This is a genomic window from Rhodococcus sp. MSC1_016 (genome assembly GCF_023667485.2).
Taxonomy (GTDB): domain Bacteria; phylum Actinomycetota; class Actinomycetes; order Mycobacteriales; family Mycobacteriaceae; genus Rhodococcus_F; species Rhodococcus_F oxybenzonivorans.
This window is the reverse complement of sequence record NZ_JAMOZI020000001.1, coordinates 815,757-828,473: the sequence shown is the minus strand read 5'-3', so window position 1 is coordinate 828,473 and position 12,717 is coordinate 815,757. Positions and strand designations below refer to the sequence as shown.

The 12,717-nt window shown below is 67.1% G+C and carries 6 protein-coding genes (1 of these 6 cut by a window edge); 4 read left to right on the top strand and 2 right to left on the bottom strand.

The features are described from left to right. The first annotated feature begins 18 nt into the window (after positions 1–18). The 3 genes from L1080_RS03710 to L1080_RS03700 all read left to right on the top strand — a co-directional run bounded on the left by L1080_RS03710 (position 19) and on the right by L1080_RS03700 (position 2,407). Complete coding sequence (locus L1080_RS03710; protein ID WP_250776611.1) at positions 19–885, top strand: alpha/beta hydrolase family protein; 867 nt, start codon at positions 19–21, stop codon at positions 883–885. Positions 886–1,218: 333 nt separating this feature from the next. Beyond that, complete coding sequence (locus L1080_RS03705; protein ID WP_159925270.1) at positions 1,219–2,058, top strand: GAF and ANTAR domain-containing protein; 840 nt, start codon at positions 1,219–1,221, stop codon at positions 2,056–2,058. A gap of 178 nt (positions 2,059–2,236) precedes the next feature. Beyond that, the gene (locus tag L1080_RS03700) at positions 2,237–2,407 is read left to right on the top strand and encodes a hypothetical protein (RefSeq protein WP_201453441.1); all 171 of its coding nucleotides are present in this window, start codon (positions 2,237–2,239) and stop codon (positions 2,405–2,407) included. A gap of 33 nt (positions 2,408–2,440) precedes the next feature. Here the strand turns inward: L1080_RS03700 and L1080_RS03695 are convergent, their stop codons facing one another. Next, a complete protein-coding gene (locus tag L1080_RS03695; protein WP_250776610.1) occupies positions 2,441–3,355 on the bottom strand; it encodes an exodeoxyribonuclease III in 915 nt (304 codons plus the stop codon). A 60-nt stretch (positions 3,356–3,415) separates the two neighbouring features. Further along, a complete protein-coding gene (gene ychF / locus L1080_RS03690) occupies positions 3,416–4,495 on the bottom strand; it encodes a redox-regulated ATPase YchF (RefSeq protein WP_159925266.1) in 1,080 nt (359 codons plus the stop codon). Positions 4,496–4,810: 315 nt separating this feature from the next. Here ychF and L1080_RS03685 point away from each other — a divergent pair, with 315 nt between their 5' ends. Further along, positions 4,811–12,717 carry the beginning of a non-ribosomal peptide synthase/polyketide synthase gene (locus tag L1080_RS03685; protein ID WP_459030329.1) on the top strand. It continues 18,898 nt past the right edge of the window, so 7,907 of the gene's 26,805 nt are visible here — the first part of the coding sequence; its start codon is at positions 4,811–4,813; the stop codon falls past the right edge of the window.

Below are 12,717 nucleotides of genomic sequence, written 5' to 3'. Positions count from 1 at the left end.
GGGCGGCACCATGGAGTGATGTCACAGATGACCGTGCTCGCCGTCGGTGGCACCGGCGAATCCCGTCCCGATGACCGCCGCACCGAAGTCTCGGGCCTCCTCCGCGAGGTGACCGTCCGACTCGACGACCGTTTTGCGCCCCGATGGGTGGGTTACCCGGCGTCGTACGGGCCGGTCGCGACGGGTGGCCTCAGCTACGTGCAGAGCACCGAAGCGGGCGTCTGCGCGTTACTCGACCGACTCCGGGAAGACGCCGGCCCGATCGCCCTGATCGGCTACTCGCAGGGGTGCACGGTCATCCGGGAACTTCTCGGAATGATCGCTGCGGGCATTGTCCCAGCGGGCCGCATCGTTGCCGCCGGATTCATTTCGGATCCGCAGCAACCGGCCGGGGTGGTGCCGGGCTGCGAGGGACGCGGCGTCGCCGGCGAAGGCCCGCCACTCCCGGCCGCGGTTTCGGTGATGTGGGTGGCGAACCCGCAGGACATGATCTGCAACGCCAGCGACGACAGCTACGTCCGCGACATTGCGGATCTCACCCGATCGATGTCCTTGCACACCGTGCACACCTGGTGTACGCACATGTGGCAGCTGCTCCGCCACAACAGTTTCCAGAATGCGGCGAAAACCCGCTTCAGCCCCCGTCAGTGGCGTACCGACCTCCGGCGTCTGCGTATCGCACTCGTCGAAATTCTTGGCTACCTCCCGCCACGGCTCGCCTGGCGTGGCATTCGTATAGCCAACCGGCGGGGTGGACGGCACATCGCGTACGCAACCGAGCCCCTCGACGCGCGTGGGCTGACGGGATGTCAGGTGTTGGCACGCTGGCTGTGCGACACGGTGGATGACCACACGGATTCCGAGTCACTGAGCCCGGCCGCCTGAACCGAACGCGCTACGACGGCCATCGACGCTCCCTCACCGACCGCACTGTGCACTGCCATCAGTCCGCCGAGGGAAATGAGAGCCACGCCCGCGTCGAGCGCCAACCTCCCGACCGCGAGTGCACCGGTCACCGTTTGTCGCACACTCATCAGGATCTCCCTCCGGTTGCCGACCGCTTCTGACACCTTCCTAAAGAGACGTGCCCGGATACCCGATTGCTCAACCACAGCTTCAGACCTGCGCCTGGAACGCCTCCCCTGGCGCCGACCGCCTCCGCAGTTCTGGAACGCCCTGGTTCCACATCGAAGGGGCGCGGGGTCATAATGGGTCGTTATGGACGCATATCACGCTGATGCGGCCACCGCAGATTCCGTCCTCGCCTCACCCGAGGACGCCCCCGCGGTGGTGAAGAAGGTTGCCCGGTCTGCCGCGACGCTGAGCGTCGAGCGGTTGGCTACGTTGGTGACCGCTATGGGCGGGTCGATCTCCGACGAAGATCACCTGGTGGTTGTACTGCAGCGAGCAGTGGAGATCGCGCACGAGGCGATCGACGGCGCCGACAGCTGCGGCATCACCATCGTGTCCGGCGGCCGCACCTTCACCGCAGTGCACACCGATGCGCGAACCCTGCAGGTCGACGCCCACCAGTACGAAATCGGCGAGGGTCCGTGCCTGCATGCGGCCACCACGGGCGAGACAGTGCGCGTAGACGTCGACAGTGCCGACGCACGCTGGCCCCAGTTCATCGCCGCCGCGAAAGAAGAAGGCGTCCGCTCGTTCCTCGCTGCCCCGCTCTACACACCTAGCGAGCGTTTCGGTTCGCTCAACATCTATGGTCGCAGGCCCGACGCCTTCACCGAGCAGGACGAAGCCGTCGTCGATGCCCTGACCGCCGCTCTGGCCCGTGCCATCGGCGACTATGCGCGCTTCCGGCATGCGCGGGATCTCGCCGACGGGCTACGCGAGGCCCTCGAAAGCCGCGCCCCGATCGAACAGGCCAAGGGCATGCTGATGGCCATCCACCGGATCGACGCCGACGCCGCCTTCCAGATGCTCGCCGAGAATTCGCAGCGCAGCAACCGAAAGTTGCGGGTTGTCGCGAAAGAACTGCTGGCCGCCGTCTCCGGAGTCGACGCCACAACCGCCGACGAGACGGCCAAAGAACCCTCCTGATCCGCTCACTGCAGCACAAAGTCCTGCCCGGCATAAGACCCACCGAACAGGACCGTGCGCGCCCTCGGAGCTGCTTTCTCAACTCCGCGCGCTGAGCAGATGCACACGTAGAAACGAGCAGCCACTTCCGGACGAGCGTACGCGTGCTTCGGCGGCCCACGCCTGCGACAATGGGACGGTGTACGACGACGTCACCACACTGGGCAGCGAAAAGCTGACCGCCATCTTGGCGGAGCAGCGGGCACTCCTCGGAGAGTCTGTTGCCAACGACTACGGCGAGGCGTATTGCATCCACGCCCGTGAGCGCATCGAAGAACTCGAGGCCGAGGTCGCTCGTCGCGGGTTGTAGTTCTCGCCGCACTGTCCCAAGTACGTGATCTGCTCAGAGCGCATAGTCCACGACCACCGGGGCGTGGTCACTCATCCGGCGGTCCGCCGCCGGATCCCGGTCGGTGCCGGCCGCGACCACCGCCCCCGCCAAACCTGGCGTCGCAAGGTGGTAGTCGATGCGCCACCCGACGTCGTTCACGAACGACTGCCCCAGCCACGACCACCACGAGTACGGACCGTCGACACCCGGATGCTGTCGCCGGACGACGTCGACGAGCGTGCGCGGCGACAGGATGGAGTCGAACCACTCACGTTCCTCCGGCAGATAACCCTCCACCTGGTTGCTGCGGCGCCAGTTCCGAACGTCGTGACGGGTGTGCGCAATATTGAGGTCACCCATCACCAGCAGTTCCCTGCCCCGTGCGCGTGCCGTGCGGCGCGCGCGGGTCAGCTGTCGCGCGAATGCGGAGAGGAACCGCATCTTGCGGTCGTAGCGGGCTCCACCGTCGGGCGCCTCCCGCATGCGCCCCGGCTTCTGCAGGTGCGCCGGAAGACCGCCCTTCGGGAGGTACATCGACACCACGGTGATCGGCGCCTCGGCAAGGTCCACCTCGAGGTACCGGCCCTCCTTGGCGAACTCCCCCAGCCCACGGGCCAACGCCACAGGGTCGAGTTCGACTGTCTCGGTGTGCGTTTCCCCCGGCCGTTGCACGAGCGCCGCACCACTCCACGTTCGAATCGCGAGGGGCGCACACCGAGTCAGGACCGCCACACCATTGCGGCCCGCGAGCTCCCCCTCGTCGTACGCCAGGTGGTACTCGCCGAACACACCCGGCGGAATAGCGCTGGCACGGGCCCGCATCTCCTGGATCGCGACCACATCGGGTCGACGATCAGCCAGCCACTCCTCGAATCCGCGCCGCTGCGCCGCACGAATCCCATTGACGTTGAAGGTCGCGATCCGCACGGGACACAGTGTAGGGAACCGTCTCGAGCGGCCGAACTCGGCTGGGTAGTCACCCGAGTCTTAGACGTTGAAGCGGAACTCCACGACGTCTCCGTCGGCCATGATGTAGTCCTTGCCTTCCATGCGCACCTTGCCGGCGGCTTTGGCGGCGGCCATGGAGCCGGCAGCGACGAGGTCGTCGAAGGAGACGATCTCGGCCTTGATGAAGCCGCGTTCGAAGTCGGTGTGGATGACGCCGGCGGCCTGGGGTGCGGTGTCGCCCTTGTGGATGGTCCAGGCCCGTGCTTCCTTGGGACCTGCGGTGAGGTAGGTCTGCAGGCCGAGGGTGTGGAAGCCGGTGCGGGCGAGTGCGTGGAGGCCGGGCTCGGACTGTCCGATGGAGTCGAGCATCTCCTGCCGGTCCTCTTCGTCGAGCTCGAGCAATTCCTGTTCGACCTTGGCGTCGAGGAACACGGCGTCCGCGGGGGCGACGGACGCGCGCAGCTCGGCGACCTTCGCCTCGTCCGTGAGCACTGCCTCGTCGGCGTTGAACACGTAGAGGAACGGCTTGGTGGTGAGCAGGCTCAGCTCGCGCAGCAGTGTGAAGTCGAGCTTGTCCTTCGCGCTGAACAATGTCTTGCCTGTGTCCAGCACTTCCTGCGCGGCCAGTGCGGCCTCGTGCAGGGGCTTGAGGTCCTTGTTCTTCTTCGCTTCCTTTTCGAGCCGCGGCAGAGCCTTCTCCAACGTCTGCATGTCGGCGATGACGAGCTCGGTCTCGATCACCTCGATGTCGGACGCCGGGTCGACGCGGCCGTCGACGTGCACCACGTCGTCGTCGTTGAACACGCGTACCACCTGGCAGATGGCGTCGGCTTCACGAATGTTCGCCAGGAACTTGTTGCCGAGACCGGCGCCTTCGGAGGCGCCCTTCACGATGCCGGCGATGTCGACGAACGACACCGTCGCAGGCAGGATCCGCTGGGAAGCGAAGATCTCGGCGAGCTTGTTCAGCCGGGGATCGGGCAGTTCGACCAGGCCGACGTTGGGTTCGATGGTGGCGAACGGGTAGTTCGCGGCCAGCACGTCGTTGTTGGTCAGCGCGTTGAACAAGGTGGACTTGCCGACGTTGGGCAGTCCGACGATTCCGAGGGTAAGGCTCACGGTCGTTGGATTCTACGGCCTCGGCCGCGGTGACCGATCACCAGTTGCGCGGGTCACCGTTCGGGGTGTAACCCGGTGATAGCCCGGAGATGCCACACGGCTGCCTAAACTCCTGGCCGGGACCCGTAACGGGGGGCGTCGGGTTGACGATGTAACAAGGCTAAGCACCACACCGGAAGGACACAGTCAGCACGCGGTCCCGAACGATCACCGCACCGTAACTGAAACCCGTACCCCGGGCCTCTCTGACCTCCACGCCCCACGGGTGTGGCGGTCACCCGCGACCCCCGGTCGTTGCATGGAGGGATCCTCCCCTTGGATTCTTCAACTTCATCCGACCCCCTCACCGACAGGTTCGGTGCCGGCTTCCCGCTGTCGTCGGCGCAGCGCGGGATGTGGCTGGCGCAGCGGCTGACGCCCGAGGTTCCCCTCTGCATCGCGCAGTACGTCGAAGTGCACGGACCCTTGGATGTGGGCTTGCTCGACGAGGCCTCCGTGACCGCTGCGCGCGAGTTCCACTCCCCGTACCTCCGGATTTTCGAGGTGGACGGCGAACCTTTCCAGGTGGTCGACCCGACCCTCGAGTTGTCGACCGAGTACGTCGACCTCCGGGCCGCCGCCGACCCGGTGGCGGCGGCGCACACGTGGATGGAGGACGACTACACGAGACCCCTCGACCCCGAGGCGGACATGCTGGCCGCATCAGCGGTTCTGCACGTCGGGGATCAGCATTACTTGTGGTACAGCAGGATTCACCACATCGCGCTGGACGGATACGGGGCGATGACCATGGTCAATCGCATCGCCGCCCTCTACACGGCTGCCGTGCAGGGGCGCCCCCCGGAACCGAATCCCGCGGCGGATCTGCGCACGCTCTACGCCCTCGACCAGCAGTATCGGTCGTCGTCTCGATTCGAAGCCGACCGCGACTACTGGGCGCAGCGGATCGCCGGGTTCGCGGAGGGGTCGAGCCTGTCCGAGGTGGTCTCGCCGGCGGTCGCGAAGAGCATCCTCCTGACTAGCTCGCTGTCGGATGCCGCGTCAGAGCGCCTGATGCACTCGGACGAGGTGTTCGGAGTTCCCGCAGCCGGCGTGGTCGTGGCTGCCTTCGGCTGCTACCTGGCGAGAATGAGCGGCCGCGAGAAAGTGTTACTCAGCCTGCCCGTCTCCGGTCGAACCACCACCATCCTGCGACGTTCCGGTGGAATGCTCGTCAGCCTCGCCCCACTGCACATCACCGCGCCGCCCGAGGACCGGGTGGGCGAGATGCTGCGCCGGTCCCAGTTGGAGCTCATGGGCGCACTCCGCCATCAGCGCTACACCCTCGAGGACATTCGCCGTGATGCCGGCGACCGATCGTCCGGCCGCCGGCTCACCGGCCCGATGGTCAACGTCATGCTCTTCCATCCGGAAATCACACTGGGCCCGGTGACCGGGGAATTCCACGTCGTCACGTCCGGTCCCGTCGAGGACCTCCTGGTGAACGTCTACCGCAGCGGCACACCCGAGAGGACGTTGGTCGAGTTCCGGGGCAACCCGCACCGGTACACCGCCGAGGACTTGCGTCGGCACCATTCCGCTTTCGTCGCCCTGTTGGACGAGCTACTGGGGGCCCGCCCCGAAGACGCGACGGCGGAGGTTCATCTCGAATCCGCCGCCGAAGGAGCACGCCGACGGCGGAAGGTGGCTGCGCTCGACTATTGGAAGCAGACCCTCGACGGCCTGTCCGCGAACGACATTTTGCCCACCGACCACCCGCGGCCCGCCGATCGCACACCCGTGGCCGACGGACGGGTCGATGTTCGCATCCCGGCCGAACTGCACCAACGGATGCACAGTGTCGGCGGCGACTGCCGATTCGCAGCCTTCTCCGCGATCCATACCGGGCTGGTCGCACTGCTCTCGCGACTGGGGAGCACCGACGACATCGCGGTCGGCACCTCCGGCGGTCCCGGCGGTGGGCCGCTGATCCTGCGCACCCTCGTCGACAGCGCTCAGACGTTCACCGACGTGCTCGGACGGGTCCGCGACACGGAGCTGGGCGCGTACACCCACTCCGACGTTCCCTTCGACGAAATCGCGGAGGCACTGGGCCGACGGGACGAGTCGTCCGGCCGGTACCCATTCCAGATCGGTCTCGAATTCGTGGGTGCGGCAACGGACGCGTCACCGACCGACGGCGCGGATCTGTCGGTCGTCTGCACGGCGCAACCCGACTGCGCAGGCGTCGATATCCAGCTTCTTTTCGCGACGGCCTTGTTCGAACCCGACGCCGTGCGGGAGTTCGGAGACCGCTTGGTGCGCCTGCTCGATGTCGCCACGCTCGACTCCGGTGCGGCCGTCGGCGATGTCGACGTCCTCACTCCCGCCGAACGCGCGAACCTGGTACCCGCTCTGGGACCACCTGCGTTGCCGCCCCGACTGCTGCCCGACATCCTGACTTCGGCCGCGGAGATCGATCCCGACGCCATCGCCGTCTCCGAGCGGGGCACCGACATGTCGTACCGGGAACTCGACGAGGAATCGAATCAGTTGGCGCGCCTGCTGATCGCGCGCGGTGCCGGACCGGACGCCATCGTCGCGCTCGCACTGCCGCGATCTTCCGAGTTCGTGCTCGCGCTCTGGGCCGTCGCGAAGTCCGGTGCAGCGTTCCTCCCGGTGGACCCGAACTACCCGCAGGCACGCATCGAGCACATGCTGACCGATTCGGGCGCAGTGCTGGGCGTGACCGATCATCGGCACCGCCTGCGTTCGCCTGCCGTGTCCTGGCTCGACTTGGACGACACACGAACCGAGACGACGGTCGCCGGGTGCTCACCTACCCGTGTGACCCAGGCGGACCGATTGCGGCCACTGCGGCGTGACCACGCGGCCTACGTGATCTACACGTCCGGTTCCACCGGCATCCCGAAGGGCGTGTCGGTCGGTCACCGGGGCATCGCCGACCTCGTCAGCGCGGAACGCGAAGGTCTGGAAATTTCACCGAAGTCGCGGGTCTCCCATTTCGCCTCGCCCAGTTTCGACGCTTCCATCTTCGAACTGCTCAGCGCATTCGGTGCGGGCGCGCGGGTGGTGATCGTGCCACCTGCCGTCGTCGGCGGCGCCGAACTGACCCGGGTACTCGCCGACGAGCACGTCAGCCACGCAATATTCACGCCGACTACTGCGGCGACACTAGATCCCGCAGCCCTCCCCGAGCTGACCGATCTGGCCCTCGCCGGCGAGGCTAGCCCGCCCGAGTTGGTCACGCGGTGGGCGTCTGACGCCCGGAGGGTCCGCAACGCATACGGCCCCACCGAGGCCACGATCATGTCGACGCTGAGCCCACCGCTCACGCCAGGGCAACGGGTGACCCTGGGCGGGCCGATCCGGGGATTCTCGATACTGGTTCTCGACTCCCGACTCCATCCGGTTCCGCCGGGAGTCGCAGGCGAGGTGTATCTGGGTGGTCCCGGCCTTGCCCGCGGGTATCACCGGCGACCCGGGTTGACTGCAGCACGTTTCGTTGCCGACCCGCACGGTCCACCGGGCGAGCGCCTCTACCGCACGGGCGACGTCGCCGCGTGGCGGAAGTGTGCCGGCCTTCCGGACGGAACACCCACCGGCCTGTCGCTGGAGTATTTGGGCCGCAGCGACTTCCAGGTCAAGATCCGCGGGTTCCGTATCGAACTCGGCGAGATCGATGCCGTCCTGATGCGGCATCCCACGGTGAGCTTCGCTGCGACGGTCGACCGCGCCACCAGCGCAGGCGACCCCACACTCGTCGCGTACGTGCGACCGGCGCAGGGCGCGCAGGTGGACGTCCCCGGATTAGAAACGCTCCTGCGACGCACCCTCCCCCGGTACATGCTTCCGTCGGCCATCGTGCCGCTCGAGGAGGTCCCGCTCACCCCTGGTGGGAAACTCGACCGTGCGGCGTTGCCCGCACCCACCTTCCTGCCCGGCAGCACTCATCGGAAGCCGGCCACACCGACGGAGGCCACCGTCGCCGCCGTCTGGGAGACCGTGCTGGGGGTCAGCGGCATCGGCGCCGACGACGACTACTTCGATCTGGGCGGGAATTCGCTGACGGCGACCCGGGTGGTGGCCCGGGTGAACGCGGCCCTCGGCACCACGATGGGGGTCGCTGAACTGTTCGAGGCGCCGACCGTGGCGACACTGGCTGCGAGACTCGACCGGAAAGAGCATCGCGGGCCCGACCGTCCCGCCCTTGCCCCGGTGGCACGCCCCGCCGTCATTCCGCTGTCCTCCGCTCAACAGCGCATGTGGTTCATCAATCAGTACGACACCACGTCACCCGCCTACAACATTCCGCTGGTCGTCCGCTTGACGGGACGACTCGACGTGCCTGCCCTGGTGGCCGCGATCGGTGACATCGTGGAACGGCACGAATCGCTGCGCACCGTGTTCCCCGCATCACCCGACGGCCCGCACCAGGTCGTCCTGCCGGCCGCCGACGCGGTACCCGTCATTGAACCGACCCTCGTGGAGAACGAAAGCGAACTGGCGCAACGCCTTTCCGAGGTGTGCTCGACGAGGTTCGACGTCGCCACCGCCGTCCCCTTGCGTTGCACCCTCCTTCAGCTCGGCGACAGTGAGTACGTCCTGGCACTGGTTCTGCACCACATCGCGGCGGACGGGGCGTCGACCGCGCCACTGGCTCGGGACGTGACCACGGCGTACGCCGCGCGCACCGCCGGTCACGCCCCGCAGTGGCCACCGCTCGCCGTGCAGTACGTCGACTACACCCTCTGGCAGCGTGCATTGCTGGGAAGTGACACGGACCCGGACAGCCTGCTGTCGCGGCAACTCGACTACTGGACCGAAACACTGAGCGGAAGTCCCGCTCTGCTCGAGTTGCCCACCGACCGCCCGCGCCCGGACACCCGGTCGCTGCGTGGCGGCCGTGTCGAATTCGCGATCGACCCCGAGCTGCACGGCGCCGTGCTCGAGCTTGCGCGAAACTCCACGTCGACGGTGTTCATGGTGTTGCACGCCGCACTGGCAGTTCTGTTGGCCCGGCTCAGTGGATCCGATGACGTCGCCGTCGGCACTCCGGTGGCAGGCCGCGGCGAGGCAGCGCTGGACGACGTCGTCGGCATGTTCGTCAACACCGTGGTGCTGCGTACCCAGACAGACCTGTCGACGGGTTTCGGCGACACCCTTCGGCACGTGCGGGACACCGATCTCGCCGCCTTCGGTCACACCGACATCCCGTTCGAACAGCTGGTGGAGGTGCTGGACCCCCCACGTTCATCGGCATATTCACCGCTCTTCCAGGTATTGCTCGAGTTCGAACACATCTTGCCTTCGGGCCGGGAACTGCACGGTCTCGAGCTGCCCGGACTCCGCCTGGAGCCGGTCGACTACGACGCGGGAATGGCCAAGTTCGATCTGCAGCTCTGGCTCTCCGAACGCCTCGACACCAACGGCTCCCCCCTCGGTATGCAGGCGGGGGTCGTGTATGCCACCGATCTGTTCGACGAGCAGACGGTGCGGAAATTCGCCGAGCGTTTCGTGCGCATACTGGAGGCGGTCACCGAGAATCCGCAGACCCCGATCGGTGACATCGAGATCCTCGATGCAGCCGAGCGGCACGCCGCGCTCACGCCTTGGCGGCAGCCCGTCGCTCTGAGTGAAAGCCACACTCTCGCAGACGTATTACTTCGCACGGCAGCGACGTCCTCGAATCAGGGAGCCGTCACCTACGCGGGTGACACGGTCTCGTATGCCGAGCTGGCTACCCGCGTCACTCGCCTGGCCCGCCTGCTGATCAACCGCACGCATACCCCCGAAACCGTAGTCGCCGTGGCGGTTCCCAGGTCCGTCGACTGGGTGGTCGCCGTGCTCGCGGTGATCGCAGCGGGCGGTGCCTGTCTGCCGGTCGAGGTGACCTGGCCTCGCTCCCGCGTCGAGCATGCCCTGACGTCGGCGGATCCCGCGATGATCATCACTCACCTCGACCTCGCGGCTGAACTCCCCGACACCGGTTCTGCTGTCGTCGTGCTCGACGCTCCCGACACGGTGGTCGAACTCGCTGCCACGTCGGATGCGCCGCTCACGCATGCTGCGACGCCGGACTCGGCCGCCTATGTGCTGTTCACCGCCGGTTCGACGGCGCCGCCGAAGCCGGTCTCTCTCTCGCACCGCACCGTGCTCGCCGCCTTCGCTTCCGCATCCCACTCTTTCGGCTTCGACCGTTCCGATGTGTGGACGACGTTCCCCACCCACACCGTCGATCTCTCCGTGTGGGAGCTGTGGGGTGCGTTGCTGCACGGTGGGCGATTGCTGATCGTCGACGAAGACACCGCCCGATCACCTCGGGAGACCGCAGCATTGATCGCCCACGAACACGTCACTGTCCTGAGCCGGACCCCCACAGCATTCGATCCGATCCTTCGCGCCCTGCCTACGGCGGGAAGCACTCCACTGTCAGCTCCGCGACTCGTCGTCCTCGGCGGCGAGGCCGTCTCCGCCGACCTGGCCGCACGATTGTCCACGCTGCCGGCGTCGACCACCGCGGTGCAGATGTATGCCTCCACCGAGACCGTCACCTGGGTGGCAGCGTCGGAGGTGCGCGCGACCGCACACCAGGAACAGGCCCTCCCGCTGATACCCGCGCCCGGGCGGCCGCTCGTCGTCCTGGACCGTCGGCTGCACATCGTCCCCGCGGGTGTCGTGGGCGAGCTGTATGTGGGTGGTCCCGCCCTCGCACGCGGCTATCACGGCCGGGCACGTGCCACCAGCACCCGTTTCGTGGCGAGTCCGTTCGATGGTCCCGGGGAACGGATGTACCGCACCGGCGATCTGGCGCGAACCGAGCGAGACGGGGGCCTTTACATCGTCGGCCGTTCCGACTTCCGGTCGTCGCTCCGCGGATACCGTATCCCCCTCGACGAGATCGACTCGGCGATGTCCGCGCACCCGTCCATCGACCGGGCGGTGACGGTCGACTACACCACCCGTTCGGGTGACCACGCCCTGGTGTCCTATGTGACACCGGCCGCGAGTGCCGAAGTGGAGCAGGGCCGTCTGACCGAGTTCGCCGCGACTCTTCTTCCCGCGCACTGCATTCCCGCCGAGATAGTCGAACTCGACACTTTTCCCGTCGACGACACCGGTGCGTTCGACCGCACCGCCCTGCCCGTGCCCGAGTCCCTCGGGTACGCCGCCGAGTTCCGCGCGCCCAGGACACCACGGGAGGAAGCGGTCGCATCGGTGTTCGCGCAGGTACTCGGTGTCGAAGGTGTGGGCGTCGACGACAACTTCTTCGAACTCGGCGGCACCTCCCTGATCGCCACGAAGGTGGTGGCCCGCCTCAACTCGGCGCTGGGCACCGGAATCGGTGTGCGCGCCCTGTTCGAGGCGCCGACCGTGCAGGCCCTGGCCGCCGTGCTCGACGCCGAGGACAAGGAGGCGTCCCTTCCACCGCTCCAACCGAGGGATCGCACCCGGCCGGTTCCGGTATCGTTTGCGCAACAACGGATGTGGTTCGTCAATCAATTCGATACCAGCTCCGCGGCCTACAACATACCGATGGTCGTGCGCATCAGCGGACCACTCGATATTGCCGCTCTCAGCGCTGCCCTGGTCGACGTCGTCACTCGACACGAATCGTTGCGGACGGTGTACCCCCTCACCGACGAGGGACCGGTCCAGGTGGTGCAACCCGTCGACGAGGCACAACTCGAACTCACGCCGATACCGATCCTCGACGACAAGCACCTGCGGGAACGGATCGACGACGTCATCGCCACCACCTTCGACGTCACGGTTCGGGCACCGCTGCGCGCCGAGGTATTCCGCGTGGACCCACTCACCCATGTCTTCGCGCTCGTGGTGCATCACATCGCGGCGGATGGGTGGTCCCTGGTTCCGCTGGCGCAAGACATGACCACGGCGTATGCCGCGCGCACGCAGGGTCGCGCCCCCGACTGGAAGCCACTTCCCGTGCAGTACGGGGACTTCGCACTCTGGCAACGAGAGGTCCTGGGGTCCGCCGAAGACCCGACGTCGCCACTGTCCGAGCAGCTCACCTACTGGCGGACCACGTTGGCCGATCTCCCGGAGAGGCTCGAACTGCCGGCCGACCGTCCACGACCCTCGACCGCCACCTACCAGGCGGCCACCGCCCGCTTCACCATGTCGCCGGCGACACACCGTCGGCTGACCGAGATGGCGCGGGAACACGATGCCACTCCCTTCGTCACCGTCCACGCCGC